Origin of the sequence: Nesterenkonia sandarakina, from assembly GCF_014138825.1 — a bacterium.
Taxonomy (GTDB): Bacteria; Actinomycetota; Actinomycetes; order Actinomycetales; family Micrococcaceae; genus Nesterenkonia; species Nesterenkonia sandarakina.
This window is the reverse complement of record NZ_JACJIH010000001.1, coordinates 1,728,353-1,742,610: the sequence shown is the minus strand read 5'-3', so window position 1 is coordinate 1,742,610 and position 14,258 is coordinate 1,728,353. Positions and strand designations below refer to the sequence as shown.

Annotated in this window: 12 protein-coding genes; 8 read left to right on the top strand and 4 right to left on the bottom strand. The window is 68.1% G+C overall.

Annotated elements, in window-relative coordinates; all coding sequences use genetic code 11:
• The first annotated feature begins 9 nt into the window (after positions 1-9).
• The 5 genes from HNR24_RS07855 to HNR24_RS07835 all read left to right on the top strand — a co-directional run bounded on the left by HNR24_RS07855 (position 10) and on the right by HNR24_RS07835 (position 4,843).
• A complete protein-coding gene (locus HNR24_RS07855) occupies positions 10-960 on the top strand; it encodes an ABC transporter permease (RefSeq protein WP_182495500.1) in 951 nt (316 codons plus the stop codon).
• A gap of 1 nt (position 961) precedes the next feature.
• Positions 962-1,753, top strand: coding sequence for an ABC transporter ATP-binding protein (locus tag HNR24_RS07850; RefSeq protein ID WP_182495499.1), 792 nt, complete (start codon positions 962-964; stop codon positions 1,751-1,753).
• Between the two features lie 174 nt (positions 1,754-1,927).
• On the top strand, positions 1,928-3,133 hold the full coding sequence (locus HNR24_RS07845) for a thiolase family protein (RefSeq protein WP_182495498.1): 1,206 nt from the start codon (positions 1,928-1,930) through the stop codon (positions 3,131-3,133).
• A 25-nt stretch (positions 3,134-3,158) separates the two neighbouring features.
• On the top strand, positions 3,159-3,965 hold the full coding sequence (locus HNR24_RS07840) for an enoyl-CoA hydratase/isomerase family protein (RefSeq protein WP_182496132.1): 807 nt from the start codon (positions 3,159-3,161) through the stop codon (positions 3,963-3,965).
• Complete coding sequence (locus HNR24_RS07835) at positions 3,962-4,843, top strand: 3-hydroxyacyl-CoA dehydrogenase family protein (RefSeq protein ID WP_182495497.1); 882 nt, start codon at positions 3,962-3,964, stop codon at positions 4,841-4,843. Before HNR24_RS07840 ends, HNR24_RS07835 begins: the two co-directional genes overlap by 4 nt.
• Before the next feature lie 93 nt (positions 4,844-4,936).
• Here HNR24_RS07835 and HNR24_RS07830 read toward each other — a convergent pair whose 3' ends face one another.
• On the bottom strand, positions 4,937-5,848 hold the full coding sequence (locus HNR24_RS07830; protein WP_259392581.1) for a sugar-binding transcriptional regulator: 912 nt from the start codon (positions 5,846-5,848) through the stop codon (positions 4,937-4,939).
• A gap of 228 nt (positions 5,849-6,076) precedes the next feature.
• On the opposite strand from HNR24_RS07830, the gene HNR24_RS07825 reads away from it, so the two are divergent.
• The 3 genes from HNR24_RS07825 to glpK all read left to right on the top strand — a co-directional run bounded on the left by HNR24_RS07825 (position 6,077) and on the right by glpK (position 10,292).
• Positions 6,077-7,825: a glycerol-3-phosphate dehydrogenase/oxidase gene (locus HNR24_RS07825; protein ID WP_058888300.1), complete on the top strand. Its 1,749-nt coding sequence runs from the start codon at positions 6,077-6,079 to the stop codon at positions 7,823-7,825.
• A gap of 127 nt (positions 7,826-7,952) precedes the next feature.
• Entirely contained in the window at positions 7,953-8,696 is a 744-nt protein-coding gene (locus HNR24_RS07820; RefSeq protein ID WP_058888301.1) for an MIP/aquaporin family protein, read from the top strand.
• Between the two features lie 81 nt (positions 8,697-8,777).
• The gene (glpK, locus tag HNR24_RS07815) at positions 8,778-10,292 is read left to right on the top strand and encodes a glycerol kinase GlpK (RefSeq protein ID WP_058888302.1); all 1,515 of its coding nucleotides are present in this window, start codon (positions 8,778-8,780) and stop codon (positions 10,290-10,292) included.
• A 137-nt stretch (positions 10,293-10,429) separates the two neighbouring features.
• Here glpK and HNR24_RS07810 read toward each other — a convergent pair whose 3' ends face one another.
• From HNR24_RS07810 to HNR24_RS07800, 3 genes are all read right to left on the bottom strand, one after another.
• On the bottom strand, positions 10,430-11,425 hold the full coding sequence (locus tag HNR24_RS07810; protein ID WP_259392425.1) for an urea carboxylase-associated family protein: 996 nt from the start codon (positions 11,423-11,425) through the stop codon (positions 10,430-10,432).
• Between the two features lie 128 nt (positions 11,426-11,553).
• Positions 11,554-13,158 (bottom strand): dihydrolipoamide acetyltransferase family protein, encoded by a 1,605-nt coding sequence (locus tag HNR24_RS07805; protein WP_182495495.1) that lies wholly within the window; start codon positions 13,156-13,158, stop codon positions 11,554-11,556.
• A 1-nt stretch (position 13,159) separates the two neighbouring features.
• Entirely contained in the window at positions 13,160-14,257 is a 1,098-nt protein-coding gene (locus tag HNR24_RS07800; protein WP_182495494.1) for an alpha-ketoacid dehydrogenase subunit beta, read from the bottom strand.
• Position 14,258: the final 1 nt, after the last annotated feature.

Genomic DNA, 14,258 nt, shown 5'->3' with positions numbered 1-14,258 from the left:
TGAGGACACATGATCACTGCATTCGAGCTCGGGCTGATCTACGCGATCATGGCCCTGGGCGTGTACCTGACCTTCAGAATTCTGAACTTTCCCGACCTGACCGTCGATGGGTCCTTCACCTCCGGCGCGGCGACGGCGGCGATCCTGATCACCAATGAGGTGGACCCCTTCCTGGCCACCGCCGCGGCCTTCGTGGTGGGCAGCCTGGCTGGGATGATCACCGGCCTGCTGCACACCAAGGGCAACATCAACGGCCTGCTGGCCGGCATCCTGACGATGATCGGGCTGTATTCGATCAACCTGCGCATCATGGACGGGGCCAATGTGCCCCTGCTGGGCCAGGACACCGTGATCTCCATGATGCGCGGCTTCACCGGCGTGGGCTGGACCTCGGTGGCGGTGCTCGCCGTCGTCGCCCTGATCTTCAAGCTGGTGATGGACTGGTACCTGCAGACCGATAATGGTCTGGCGCTGCGCGCCACCGGTGACAACGAGCAGATGATCAGCTCCTTCGCCGTGAGCACCGACCGGCAGAAGATCATCGGACTGATGCTCTCCAACGGGCTGGTCGGCATCGCCGGCGCCGTGGTCGCCCAGCACCAGGGATTCGCCGACATCGGGATGGGCATCGGCCTGATCCTGGTCGGGCTGGCCTCGGTGATCGTGGGGCAGGCCATCTTCGGCAGCCGCACCGTCATCCAGGCCACCCTCGCAGTGATCCTGGGTGCGGTGGTCTACCGGCTGGCGATCCAGCTCGCACTCAACGTCGGGCTGAACCCGAATGACATGAAGCTGATGTCCGCCGTGCTGGTCGTGGCGGCGCTTCTACTGCCGCAGTGGAAGGGCTTCTCGAAGCTGAGTCTGCGCCGGAAGTCCTCCTCCCCGCTCGCGGAGGCCGCGGGACCGCTGACCACCTCCGATGCACACCTGCCGAAGTCCTCGGCAGAGAAGGGAGCCTGAGATGTTGACCGTCGCTTCAGTCTCCAAGACGTTCTTCCCGCACACCGTCAACGAGCGCCGCGCGCTGGTGGATGTGAATCTCGAGCTGAGCGAAGGGGACTTCGTCACCGTCATCGGCTCCAACGGCGCGGGCAAGTCCACGCTGCTCAACACCGTGGCCGGCCGGATCCACCAGGACGCCGGTGTGGTCTCCCTGGACGGTGCCGACGTCAGCAGGCTCAAAGAACACCAGCGGGCCGCCAAAGTCGGACGGGTCTTCCAGGACCCGATGGCCGGCACCGCGCCGAACCTGAGCATCGAGGAGAACCTCTCACTGGCGGATCGCCGCGGACGCCCGCGCGGGCTCTCCCGCGGAGTTACCAAGGCCAAGCGGGAACGCTTCGCCGAGGCGCTCAAGCAGCTGGAGCTGGGCCTGGAGGGCCGGCTGAAGACCAAGGTCGGGCTGCTCTCCGGAGGCCAGCGGCAGGCGCTGAGCCTGCTCATGGCCACCTACTCGGACCCGCGCGTGCTGCTGCTCGATGAGCACACCGCGGCGCTTGATCCGCAGCGCGCAGACCTGGTCACCCGGCTGACCCGCAGCGTGGTCCAGGACAAGGGCCTGACCACGCTGATGGTCACCCACAACATGGTCCAGGCCCTGGAGGTGGGCAACCGGCTGATCATGATGCATGAGGGCCGGATCATCCTCGATGTCGGCGCCGAGCAGAAGTCGCAGATGACCCCGCAGGACCTGCTCGCCGAGTTCGGCAAGCTCAAGGGCGCGGTGGTCGACGACAAGACGCTGCTGCAGTAGGTCTGCGGCGGAACAGCAGGGGCGGGTCAGTGAGGGGCGGAGTCTCAGGTCGAGGCGCCGCCCCTTGCTGTGTCACCCGCTGAGCAGCCACCTGCTGTGATTGACCGCACAGGCCACTCGTGGAAGAGTACTAGGTGAACGATCGGTCAGTTATTCCTGTGAAAGGCGCATGACGTGGCGATCAGCCCTGCATATCTTGTCTCTGGCACTCGCACGCCGGTCGGCCGCTACGGCGGCGCGCTGTCCTCGGTGCGTCCCGATGACCTCGCCGCCCTGGTGGTGCGCCAGGTGGTCGAGGAGTCCGGGATCGACCCCGCCGACGTCGATGAGGTGATCCTCGGCAACGCCAACGGCGCCGGTGAGGAGAACCGCAATGTGGCCCGGATGGCCTGGCTGCTCGCCGGCTTCCCGGACAGCGTCCCCGGCATCACGGTCAACCGGCTCTGTGCCTCCGGGATGAGCGCGATCTCCCAGGCCCAGCACATGATCGCCGCCGGCGCCGCGGACATCGTCGTCGCCGGGGGAGTGGAGTCCATGTCCCGGGCGCCCTGGGTGATGGCCAAGCCCACCACTGCCTTCGCCAAGCCCGGCGAGGTGGTGGACACCTCCATCGGTTGGCGCTTCACCAATCCTGAGTTCATGGCCATCGAGAAGCGCACCTTCTCCATGCCCGAGACCGCCGAGGAGGTCGCCCGGGTCGAGGGCGTCTCTCGGGAGGACGCCGACGCCTTCGCCGCGGAATCCCAGCGCCGCGCGCTGGCCGCGATCGACGCCGGCCGGCTGGCCCGGGAGATCACCCCGGTCCAGGTGCACGGGCGCAAGGGCGCGGTCACCGTGGTGGACACCGACGAAGGCCCCCGGCGCGGGGTCACCGCGGAGTCCCTGGCGGGACTGCGCCCCGTCGTCGCCGGGGGCTCGGTGGTCACCGCAGGCAACGCCTCCTCGCTCAACGACGGCGCCTCCGCAGTCATCGTGGCCTCCGAGGCCGCCGTCGAGAAGTACGGTCTGACCCCCCGGGCACGGATCGCCGGCGGCGCCAACGCCGGCCTCGCCCCGGAGATCATGGGCATGGGCCCGGTCCCGGCCACACGCAAGGCCATGGCCCGCGCCGGGTGGGAGATCCCCGAGCTCGGCGCCGTGGAGCTCAACGAGGCCTTCGCCACCCAGTCCCTGGCCAGCATGCGCCAGCTCGGCCTGGACCCGGCCATCGTCAACGCCGACGGCGGCGCGATCGCCCTGGGCCATCCGCTGGGCTCCTCCGGCTGCCGGATCGTGCTGACCCTGGCACGGCGCATGGAGGATGAAGGCGTGACCCGCGGACTAGCGACCATGTGTGTGGGCGTGGGCCAGGGATCTGCCCTGCTGCTGGAGCGGGTCTGAGGCCATGAGCGCACAGGATTCCACCATGCTCGACGCCGCCGGCTTCTCCACGCTCACGGTCACCGAGTCGCCCGACCGGCTGCACGCCCAGCTCGACCGTCCCAAGGTCCGAAACGCCATTGACGCGAGGATGATCACCGAGCTGCACGCGGTCTGCGCGCACCTGGAGCACCACCCGAAGGTGCTGATCCTCTCCGGGACCGAATCCGGGGGCAAGGGCATCTTCGCCTCCGGAGCCGACATCGCGGAACTCAGAGAACGACGCCGCGCGGACGCCCTGCGCGGGGTCAACTCCACCGCCTTCGAACGTCTCGCCAAGCTGCCCATGCCGGTGATCGCCGCACTGGACGGCTACGCCCTCGGCGGCGGGGCGGAGCTGGCATGGGCGGCCGACTTTCGCCTGGGCACCCCGGGGGTGAAGATCGGACAGCCCGAGACCGGGCTGGGCATCATCCCCGCCGCCGGGGCGCTCTGGCGGCTGCGCGAGCTCGCCGGGGAGGGCATCGCCAAGGAGATCCTGCTCGCCGGGCGGATCCTTGACGCCCAGGAGGCCCTGGAGCACGGACTGCTGGGCGCGATCCACCCGGCGGAGGGGCTGCTTGATGCCGCTCACGCGCTCGCAGACCGGATCGCCAAGCAGGACCCGCTGGCCGTGCGGATCAGCAAACAGGTCTTCGCCATGCCCCGCGAGGCCCACCCGCAGATCGACAACCTCGCCCAAGCGATCCTCTTCGAGTCCGAGGCCAAGTTCGATCGGATGCAGGCCTTCCTGGACCGCCGCGAGGCCAAGGCTGCCGCGAAGACAGAATCAACCTCAGGAGAGAACCGATGAGCACCCCGAGCGCAGCAGCCCAGCCCTTCCCCGCCGTCGTCGGCGTGCTCGGGGGAGGCCGGATGGGCGCGGGGATCGCCCACGCCTTCCTTGTGGCCGGGGCCGCGGAGGTCATCGTCGTCGATGTCTCCGAGACGGCGGCGCAGGCCGCCGCCGCACGGATCACCAAGGACCTCGAAGCCTCGCTGACCCGGGGCAAGATCAACGGTGAGCTTTCCGACTGGACGGACCGGCTGACCGCCACCGCGGAGGTCGGCGCGTTCGCGCGCTGCGGCCTGGTGGTCGAGGCGGTGCCCGAGGACATGACGCTGAAGGTGGAGTCGCTGCGCCGTGCCGAGGCGCAGCTGGCGCCCGAGGCGTGGCTGGCCACGAACACCTCCTCACTGTCGATCACCGATCTCGCCGAGCAGCTGCAGCGCCCCGAGCGGTTCTGCGGACTGCACTTCTTCAACCCGGTGCCCGCCTCAAAGCTGGTGGAGGTGGTCCTCGCCGAGCGCACCGGAGAGGAGCTCGCCGCGCTGAGCCCGCGCTGGGTCGAGGGGCTGGGGAAGACCCCCGTGGTGGTCAAGGACGCACCCGGCTTCGCCTCCTCCCGGCTGGGGGTGGCCATCGGGCTTGAAGCCATCAGGATGGTCGAAGAGGGCGTCGCGGCTCCGGCGGACATCGACAACGCGATGGTGCTGGGCTATAAGTTCCCGATCGGTCCGCTGGCACTGACCGACATCGTCGGCCTGGACGTGCGGCTGGGCATCGCGGAATACCTCGAGTCGCAGCTGGGGGAGCGGTTCGCCCCGCCGAAGCTGATGCGCGAGATGGTCGCCCGCGGTGAGCTCGGCAAGAAGTCCGGGAAGGGCTTCTACGACTACCCCGAAGCCTGAGGTCCAGCGCTCCCAGAGTCTGAAGCCCCGGCCGCTGGAGCGGCCCCACTGACGCGCCGGCCGCTGAAGCCGGCTCACCCGCCGGGCCGCGTGCTACCCCTCCTGGACCAGCCAGCGTGCGGTGGCCTCATCCAGGATCAGATCCGTGGGCAGCCCGGCCGCCAGCGCTCCGCGGAGTCCGCTGATCTTGGTCTCCCCGGAGACGATGCAGATCCGCCGCGGCACCCGGAGCAGCAGCTCCAGGTCCGGCCCGGTGCTGCGCTGATTGATCTGCAGATCCTGGTGGCTCCCGTCGGAGCGGAAGAACATCGTGGCCACGTCCCCGACCACGCCCTCAGCGTCCAGCGCGCGCAGGTCCGCATCGTCGAGGTAACCGCCGGAGTACACGTGGCTGGGAATCCCGGAGTTCGTCGAGCCGACGCCGAAGATGGCCATGGTCATGCGCTGCTGCAGCCCAAGGATCCGCTGCACGCTGCGTTCGGCCCACATGGCGGTCTTGGTGTCGGCGTGATCGAAGAAGGCCGGCACCGGGAACTGCTCGACCCGGGCGCCGTAGGCGTGACCGAACCGACGCAGGATCTCACTGGCATAGGCGATTCCGGTGGTCTGGGTGTTGCCGGCCCCATTGAGCTGGACGATCGTGCTGTCATGGGTGATCCGTCGGCTCAGATGCTGACTCACCGCGCTGAGCGTGGACCCCCAGGCGACCCCGATGATCGCGTTGGAATCGACCAGCGGGCCGATGGTCCGTGCCGCCTGGATCGCCACTCGGTCCAGCGCCTCGGAATCACTGATCAGATCCGAGACCGGCACCACATGGGCCTCGACGCCGAAGCGGCGCCGGATCTCGTGCTCCAGATACGGCGCCCGGTGCGCCGGATTGTTGACCTGGATCTCGACCAGGCCGGTATCCCGGGCCAGTGAGAGCAGCCTCGAGACCGTGGAGCGCGAGGTGCGCAGCTCCCTGGCGATGGCGTTCATGGTCAGGTCCTGGAGGTAGTACATCTGCGCCGCGCGCAGGGCCTCGCTGCTGCGAGATCGCGCCGGCTCCCGGGTGGATGAATGTGCACCCGAAGTGGGTCTATCCTTCTCAGTCGCGGCGTTGATGGCGATTCCCTCCGTCGAGCTTGCACGTCTGTGCACCACCATTGACTATCTGTCTCAAAGTTTCAAGAGTGGTCCTATGCACACGGAGGACCCCGATGCACCCAGCACTGCCCTGAGGAGAATGTGATGCCCGACACAACGGTGACCAATGGTGAGACTCGCACACCCGCGCAGCGCGCAGAAGTTCGTCGGCTCAAGGAGACCCCCCGAGCCTCCGTACTGATCATCGGCGGCGGAATCAACGGTGTGGGCACCTTCCGCGATCTCGCACTGCAGGGTGTCGATGTGGCACTGGTGGAACGCGGAGACTACTGCCAGGGCGCCTCCGGGGCGTCCTCGCACATGATCCACGGCGGGATCCGCTACCTGGAGAACGGCGAGTTCCGGCTGGTCCGCGAATCCGTGGTGGAGCGCAACGGACTGCTGAAGACCGCACCGCACTACGTCAAGCCGCTGCAGACCACCATCCCGATCTTCAGCACCTTCTCCGGGATCCTTGCGGCACCGCTGCGGTTCATCACGCACCGTCAGCAGGGCCAGCCCCGGGAGCGTGGAGCGTTCCTGATCAAGGCCGGACTGACCATGTATGACTGGTTCTCCCGCGACGGCGGCGCCGTTCCCCGCCACCGCTTCGCCGGTCGCCGCTCGTCCCTCTCCCAGCTCCCCGACCTGCGTCCGGACGTTCGCTACACCGCGACCTACTTCGACGCCTCGGTGCACAACCCGGAGCGGATGACCCTGGACGTGCTGCGCGACGGCCTCAACGCCAATGCTGAGGTCCGCGCCACCAACTACGTCAGCGCGGTGGCTCGCGATGGGGAGACGGTGACGCTGCGCGATGAGCTCACTGGAGACGAGTTCCCCTTCACCGCCGATGTGATCGTCAACGCCACCGGCGCCTGGGTGGACGGGACCAACGAGTCCCTCGGTGAGCCCAGCGCCTTCATGGGCGGAACCAAGGGCTCCCACATCGTCCTGGACCACCCGGAGCTGCTGGCCGCCTGCGCGGGCCGCGAGATGTTCTTCGAGAACACCGATGGTCGCATCGTGCTGATCTACCCCATCGAGGATCGGGTGCTGGTGGGCACCACCGACATCGACGTCGATGTCAACGAACCGGCCGTCTGCACCCCCGAGGAGGTCGACTACTTCATCGACCTGATCGGTCAGGTGTTCCCCAAGATCGAGGTGGAGCCGGGACATGTGGTCTACAGCTTCTCCGGGGTGCGGCCGCTGCCCCGCCACGACGCCACCCAGCCCGGATTCGTCTCACGGGACTACAGGATCGAGCACCGCTCCGTGCACACCGCGGACCAGCCGGTGACCATGCTCAGCCTGGTCGGCGGAAAGTGGACCACCTTCCGGGCGCTCTCCGAGCACATGACCAACGATGTGCTCGAGATCCTGGGCAAGCGCCGCACGGTGAGCACCGCAGGACTCGCCATCGGCGGCGGCGCGGACTTCCCCAAGACGGTCTCCGGCCAGAAGGCCTGGGTCATGGCGCACACCGGCGACGGCCTCTCCGCGGAGCGAGTGGAGGGTCTGCTGACCCGTTACGGGACCCGCGCAGAAGAGGTCATCGCTCACCTGCGCGCAGGCTCGGACCAGGACCTCGACTCCACATCTGAGCTGAGCCACCGCGAGCTCGCCTACATGGTGGAGCATGAGCAGATCGGTCACCTGATCGACGTCCTGATCCGACGCACCTCCCTGGCCTTCCGCGGCCTGGTCACTGCGGAGCTGCTGCGCGAACTCGGCGAGACCCTGGCCCCGCTGCTGGACTGGGACGGTGCGCAGACGCAGAACGAGATCGAGCATGCCGAGCGGGTACTGCGCGACTGGCACAACGTCGAGCTGAAGGCCCGGGTGGCCTAGGCTCTCGCGCCGCACGGGGCTCCTGCCCCGTGCGGCCTCAGAACTCCCCACCGTCACCGCTGGGGTCGGAGGAGTCACAGCATCCGGCTGGGGCCCCCACAGAAATGAATACAGAAAGGAGCCAAAGATGTCTCTAGAAGCATTCGTCGCCGAGACCTTCGGCACCATGTTGCTCTTGCTGCTCGGCGGTGGCGTTGTCGCCAACGTCGCGCTGCGAGGCACGAAGGGCAACAATGGCGGATTCCTCATGGTCAACTTCGGCTGGGGGCTCGGCGTCTTCGCCGGTGTCTATGTGGCCGCCCTCTCCGGGGCGCACCTGAACCCCGCGGTCACCATCGGCCTGCTGGTCAATTCCGAGACCGCGACGCTGGGCCCGGACATCGAGAAGTCGCTGCTCAATGTGCTGCTCTACTTCGCAGCGCAGATGCTCGGCGCCATGATCGGTGCCGTGCTGTGCTACCTGGCCTATAAGCAGCACTTCGACGCCGAACCCGATGCCGCCACCAAGCTCGGGGTCTTCTCCACCGGACCGTCCATCCGCTCCAACGGATGGAACCTGGTGACCGAGATCGTGGGCACCTTCGTCCTGGTCTTCGTGATCATCGCGCAGGGCAGCACACCATCGGGCCTCGGCCCGCTGGCCGTGGCGCTGCTGGTCGTCGGCATCGGCGCCTCCCTGGGTGGACCCACCGGCTACGCCATCAACCCGGCACGTGACCTGGGCCCCCGACTGGTGCATGCACTGCTGCCGATCAAGGGCAAGGGCAGCAGCGACTGGTCCTATGCCTGGGTGCCGGTGGTCGGTCCCCTGATCGGTGGCGCTCTGGGAGGTCTGCTGGCCATGGTGGTCAGCTTCCCCGCCGTCGCCTGATCACCGCAGCACGTCCCGGCGGCTTCGCAGCCGCCCACGGCAGCAGCATCGAGGCAGAGAACACTCAAAGAGGAGAACAACATGTCGAAATACGTCATTGCGATCGACCAGGGCACCACGTCAAGTCGCGCGATCATCTTTGACCACAGCGGGAACATCGTGTCCTCGGGTCAGAAGGAGCACGAGCAGATCTTCCCGAAGGCCGGATGGGTCGAGCACGACCCGATGGAGATCTGGAACAACACCCGGGAGGTCATCGGCAACGCGCTCTCCAAGGTGAACCTCACCCGGCACGACATCGCCGCAGTGGGCATCACCAACCAGCGCGAGACCACTGTGGTCTGGGACAAGAACACCGGAGAACCCGTCTACAACGCGATCGTCTGGCAGGACACTCGCACCCAGCCGATCGTCGACGAGCTCGCCGCCGACGGCGGGGTCGAGCGCTTCAAGTCCAAGGTCGGGCTGCCGCTGGCCACCTATTTCTCCGGCACCAAGGTGAAGTGGATCCTGGACAACGTCGAGGGCGCCCGCGCCAAGGCGGAGGCCGGTGACCTGCTCTTCGGCAACACCGATTCCTGGATCACCTGGCACCTCACCGGAGGCACCGAGGGCGGCGTGCACATCACCGATGTCACCAACGCCTCTCGGACCATGTTCATGGACCTCGAGACCCTCAGCTGGGATGACGAGATCCTGAAGGCCTTCGGGGTGCCCCGCTCGATGCTTCCCGAGATCAAGTCCTCCTCCGAGGTCTACGGCAAGGTCCACGGTGCGCAGCTGCTGCGTGAGACCCCTGTGGCCGGAATCCTGGGCGACCAGCAGGCCGCGACCTTCGGCCAGGCGGCGTTCGAGAAGGGCGGGGCCAAGAACACCTACGGCACCGGCAACTTCCTGATCGTGAACACCGGTGAGGAGATCGTGCGCTCCGAGAACGGGCTGCTCACCACGGTCTGCTACAAGCTGGGAGACGCCAAGCCGGTCTACGCCCTGGAAGGCTCCATCGCCGTGACCGGATCACTGATCCAGTGGCTGCGGGACAACCTGGGCTTCATCAAGACCGCTCCCGAGGTGGAGCAGCTGGCCAAGTCCGTGGAGGACAACGGCGGGGTCTACGTGGTGCCGGCGTTCTCCGGGCTCTTCGCCCCCTACTGGCGGGGCGAGGCGCGTGGAGCCATCGTCGGTCTGACCCGCTTCGTGAACAAGGGTCACATCGCGCGCGCCGCCCTGGAGGCCACGGCCTTCCAGACCCGCGAGGTGCTCGACGCGGCCAACGCAGACGCGGGAGTCGACATGGAGGACCTGCGGGTCGACGGCGGCATGGTCGCCAACGACGCCCTGATGCAGTTCCAGGCCGACATCCTCGGGATTCCCGTGGTGCGCCCCAAGGTCACCGAGACCACGGCGCTGGGCGCGGCCTACGCGGCCGGGCTCGCCGTCGGCTTCTGGAGCGACACCGATGAGCTGGCGGCGAACTGGTCCGAGGACAAGCGCTGGCTGCCGTCGATGGATGCGGCGGAGCGTGACCGTCAGATGCGACTCTGGAAGAAGGCCGTGACCCGGACCTTCGACTGGGTGGACGAGGACGTCAAGTAGAGCACTCTTGAGCGGGGAGGTCGCGCAGCGGCAGCCCCAACTCATACAGCGGGCCCGCATCGGTGAATGATCACCGGTGCGGGCCCGCTGTGTGTCCAGGTTGCGGTGAGGACGCCGTCCACGGCCCGCGCGGTTGCTCAGGGGCGACGGGGCCCGCGGCTGGGGTGCGGAGCCGCCATCAGGCCATGACGGCCACGCCTGCCGCGATACTTCGCGATCTGCGGCGGCTGCCAGTCCTGAAGCGTGCGTTCCGGCAGGGAGAAGACCTCGACGCCGAGTGGGTGGCAGTGTTCGAGCTGTTCCTCGGTGCTCGCCGCATGGGGTCCCCACATGTGCACCGAGAGGTCCCCGCCGGGGCAGGTGGAGAGTGCGCAGAGCAGATCGGTCTCCGCGAAGAACTCGAAATAGTCCCCGGGCTGGGTGGGGCAGGCGTCCATGAAGTACTCCCGGTTCTCATTCAGCCCGGCGAACTGGAAGACGTTGAGCACATCGTGGATGTCGGACTCGGTGAGCCCGTGCTCCTGGACCGCTCGGGTGAGGTTGGAATGGCAGTGGTAGTCGAAGTCTTCTTCGCTGAGCATCCGATTCACGTACGGGTCGCAGCGTGTGCCCAGCAGGTCGTGGATGACGTCGGCATCGGGGTGGTCTGCGAGGGAGTCCCCGATCACGGTGGCCATGGGTCGCAGGTAGGGGAGCGCGGACCAGAACCTGTCGTAGGTGGTCATCGAGGCCCGCTGCAGCTGCCGGGTGCGCGCGGCCCAGAACCGTTCCCGCGGGTTGTGCAGGTTCCACAGGTTCAGGTCACCGACCTGGGGTCCCTCCACGGCATTGATCCGCACGATCGACCCGGCCCGGACCTCCCAGGCGTGGCCGGAGCGGACCGGGATCTCGAACTCCCGGATCAGGGTACGCTCTGCCGCTGCCACAGCGTCGTAGAAGCTGCGATCCACCTCCAGCGGACCCCCGGGCATCGACTGATAGGCCGCGGGCTGATCGTAGCTGCGTCGGACCGTGGGCGGGGTGCGCTCGGCCCTCGGAGCGGCCGGGCCTGTGCCAAGGGGGTCTGCGCCCGCCGGGTCTGCGTCGGCCGGGCCTGAGTCGGTGGGATCTCCACCGGTGTGATCTGAGGTCATGGAAGTCTCCTTCGCACGGGAAAGTGCCCAGTCTAGGCAAGAGGCCGGGGCCGACAGATCACTGTCGGCCCCGGCCGGTTCTGCTCATCCCTCAATGGTGCAGCCTGTTGATGCTCTGAGCCCCGCCCTCAGAGGTCCGCCAGCGCAGAGGACGGATCCTCCAAGCAGGTGGCCACGAAGTTCAGGAACCCGCCGGCGGTCCCGCCGTCGCATACCCGGTGATCGAAGGCGATGGTGAGCGTGGCGACCTTGCGCACCGCCAGCTCCCCGTTCACCACCCAGGCCCGGTCCAGGATCCGTCCGATGCCCAGGATGCCGACCTCCGGGTGGTTGATGATCGGCGTGGCGCCGTCGGAGCCGAAGACCCCGTAGTTGTTCACCGTGAAGGTGCCTCCGGTGAGCTCCTTGCCGGAGATCTTCCCCTCGCGGGCCTCACCGACCAGCCGGGAGATCTCCCCGTGCAGTCCTCGGGCGGAGAGCCGCTCAGCGTGCCGGATCACTGGGACCACCAGGCCCGCCGGGGTCTGGGCGGCGAAGCCGAGGTTCACGCCGTCATAGTGCACGATCTCCTGAGTCCCGGCTGCCGTGTCCTCAAGCCTGGTGGCCAGGTCCGGATACCGGGAGAGCCCGGCCAGCACGAACCGGCTGAGCAGCGCCAGCAGCGACGGCGCGGTGGTCCCGTCCTTCTGGGACTGTTCCTTGAGTCGGGAGCGCAGCGCCAGGACTTCGGTCATGTCCACGTCCTGCCAGACGGTGGCCTCCGGGATCTCCCGGCGCGAGCGGGTCAGCGTGGTGGCCACCGCCTTGCGCATCCCGGACATCGGGACGCGCTCGCGGACCTCGAGACCACCCGGGGCGGGGGTGCCTGCCGTGGACGCGGAGGAGGAGATCGGCGCCGCGGCCGACCCGGTCGCGGGTGCCGACGCAGAACCAGACGCTGAACCAGACGCAGCACCGGCCTGCGAGGCCGGTGAGGGAGCTGTCTGCACGGGGGAGTCGATCGCTGCGAGCACATCGGCGCGCAGGATCATCCCGTCAGTTCCGGTGCCGGTGAGCTCGGCCAGGGGAAGACCATGCTCCCGGGCGAGTCGGCGGACCAGCGGTGAGGACACCCGAGGGGCCTTCTGCGCCGAGCTGATCGTCGATGACGCTGCGCCGCTGGTCGAGAACGCTGCGCCGCTGGTCGAGGACTCCGCGGACTGCGCCGAGGAGGCCGCAGCCGGGGCCGCTGCACCGCCGGTGGTGCCTGGGCGGGAGGTGCCGTTGCGGCGTCGGCGTCGTCGGCCGTTCTTCGAGGCCGAGGTGCCGTAGCCGATCAGGACGTTGCCAGAGCCTTCCTCCTGCCCAGCGTCGGCACCGGCAGTCTCGGGATCGGTGACCGCACCGGTGGCGGGCACCGTGCCGGCGCGTTCCTCCTCGCGGTAGCTCAGCGCCCCGGGTTCGGAGCCGGACGAGCTGGAACCGGGGGAGCGGGAGCCGGCAGAGCTGCCGGCCTCGTCCTCGGCGCCCACGGTGATCAGCGGCTCGTCCACGATCATGGTCTCGCCCACGGCGCCGTGCAGCGTGGTGACCACACCGGCGTAGGGGCTGGGCACCTCGATGGCGGACTTGGCGGTCTCGACCTCGGCGATGGGCTGATCCACCACGATCGTCTCGCCCTCGGCCACCAGCCAGCTCAGCAGCGTGGCCTCAGTCAGTCCCTCGCCCAGGTCGGGCAGGTTGAAGGTGGTCACCTCAGTCCTCCCACTGCAGCTCGTCGAGCGCGTCCAGGATCCGGTCCACGCTGGGCAGGTGGTGCTCCTCGAGCTTCGGCGATGGATACGGAATGTCGAACCCGGTGACCCGCTTGACCGGGGAGGACAGCGAATGGAAGCTGCGCTCCTGGATCCGCGCCACGATCTCCGCGGCCACCGAGACGAAGCCCTGCGCCTCGGCGATCACCACGGCGCGCCCGGTCTTGGTCACCGTGGCCTGAAGGGCGGCGTCGTCGAAGGGCACGATGCTGCGCAGGTCCAGGACCTCTGCAGAGATCCCATCCTCGGCGGCGGCCTCAGCGGCTTTCAGCGCGGTGGACACGCTGGGCCCGTAGCTGATCAGCGAGACGTCGGTGCCCTCCCGGACGACGACGGCGCGGCCTTCGGTCCCGACCCCGGCCGCCGGCGCGGAATCATCCCTCGCGGCGGTCTCATACTGGGTGCGCAGCGCGCTGAGGTCCACGGCCTCCTTGGTCCAGTAGAGCTTCTTGGGCTCGAAGAAGATCACCGGGTCAGGGGAGTCGATTGCCTCACGCAGCATCAGGTAGGCGTCGCTGACCGTGGCCGGGGTGTAGATCTTCAGGCCCGGGGTGTGCGCGTAGTAGGCCTCGGAGGAGTCACAGTGATGCTCCACGCCGCCGACTCCGCCGCCGTAGGGGATCCGGATGACCATGGGCAGCCGGACCCGCCCGCGGGAGCGATTGGCGGTCTTGGCGATATGGCTGAAGATCTGCTCCAGCGCTGGATAGGCGAAGGCGTCGAACTGCATCTCGATCACCGGGCGCATCCCGTTGATCGCCATGCCCATCGCCATGCCGGCGATGCCGGACTCGGCCAAGGGGGTGTCGAAGCAGCGGTTTGCGCCGAAGCGCTGGGTCAGCCCGTCGGTGATCCGGAAGACCCCGCCGAGCGTGCCGACGTCCTCGCCGAAGACACAGACCGAGCGGTCGTTCTCCATGGCGTCAGACATTGCGGTGTTCAGCGCCGCGGCGAAGGTGGTCGGCTTGGCGGCCGCAGCCGCAGCGGACGTGCCAGTGCCAGCTGCAGCGGCGGGTGCGGGTGTGGTGGCAGTGGCCATG

Excerpts from the sequence above, each read along its gene's own strand:
- HNR24_RS07825 (WP_058888300.1), top strand. The coding sequence starts at position 6,077 with ATGCCCGACACAACGGTGACCAATGGTGAGACTCGCACACCCGCGCAG.
- HNR24_RS07830 (WP_259392581.1), bottom strand. The coding sequence starts at position 5,848 with ATGTACTACCTCCAGGACCTGACCATGAACGCCATCGCCAGGGAGCTG.
- HNR24_RS07800 (WP_182495494.1), bottom strand. The coding sequence starts at position 14,257 with ATGGCCACTGCCACCACACCCGCACCCGCCGCTGCAGCTGGCACTGGC.
- HNR24_RS07835 (WP_182495497.1), top strand. The coding sequence starts at position 3,962 with ATGAGCACCCCGAGCGCAGCAGCCCAGCCCTTCCCCGCCGTCGTCGGC.
- HNR24_RS07820 (WP_058888301.1), top strand. The coding sequence starts at position 7,953 with ATGTCTCTAGAAGCATTCGTCGCCGAGACCTTCGGCACCATGTTGCTC.
- HNR24_RS07850 (WP_182495499.1), top strand. The coding sequence starts at position 962 with ATGTTGACCGTCGCTTCAGTCTCCAAGACGTTCTTCCCGCACACCGTC.
- HNR24_RS07855 (WP_182495500.1), top strand. The coding sequence starts at position 10 with ATGATCACTGCATTCGAGCTCGGGCTGATCTACGCGATCATGGCCCTG.
- glpK (WP_058888302.1), top strand. The coding sequence starts at position 8,778 with ATGTCGAAATACGTCATTGCGATCGACCAGGGCACCACGTCAAGTCGC.
- HNR24_RS07810 (WP_259392425.1), bottom strand. The coding sequence starts at position 11,425 with ATGACCTCAGATCACACCGGTGGAGATCCCACCGACTCAGGCCCGGCC.
- HNR24_RS07840 (WP_182496132.1), top strand. The coding sequence starts at position 3,159 with ATGCTCGACGCCGCCGGCTTCTCCACGCTCACGGTCACCGAGTCGCCC.